The 543-nt window shown below is 49.0% G+C and carries 1 protein-coding gene; it reads left to right on the forward strand.

Annotated features, from left to right (window positions below):
- Window positions 1-240: transposase (locus tag ACK8OT_RS19255; protein WP_410198060.1), on the forward strand; the 240-nt coding region annotated here is incomplete at its 5' end.
- Window positions 241-543 lie beyond the last annotated feature (303 nt).

A 543-nucleotide genomic window follows, 5' to 3' on the forward strand; every position in this document is an offset into this window, starting at 1 on the left:
CTACCAACTCTTAAGTTTTTGATGCTAATACTGCAACACGTACTGCCCAAGGGATTACAACGGGCGCGCGATTACGGGTATTTACGTGGCAACGCCAAGGCCATCTTGCAGCAAATTCAGTGCTTGTTACTGCCGCTACTGCAATTACTACTGGGATTAGCGCCACTGGCTAAACCCGAGCGCACATGCCCCTGTTGCCAACATACCATGAAATGCACCGGCATCAGCCGACTGAGGTAATCCTGCAAGGACGCAATAAGGATAATGGCATTCACCACGCCAAGGGCGACAACAAGAGGAAATAGCAGACAAAAAAACAACTCACAGGCAAGACGTAACAAACTGATAAGGCTGGCATCAATAACATGATCGCCCCTTGCATCCACCCCGCTCGCCTTGAAAAAAGCACTCAGGCTAAGCGCGGCCAACGCAACATCGCGTAATTTACTTAATAAAGAAAGAAATCGAGCTTATCGAGGCTCCGGGCTTGTCCAACAACCGAATATAGGGTGTCGGCTGCGCGACACCTATTCTTATTTGTTA

Origin of the sequence: Motilimonas thetidivivens, from assembly GCF_046452435.1 — a bacterium.
In the GTDB taxonomy this organism is placed as follows: Bacteria; Pseudomonadota; Gammaproteobacteria; order Enterobacterales; family CBDFNC01; genus Motilimonas.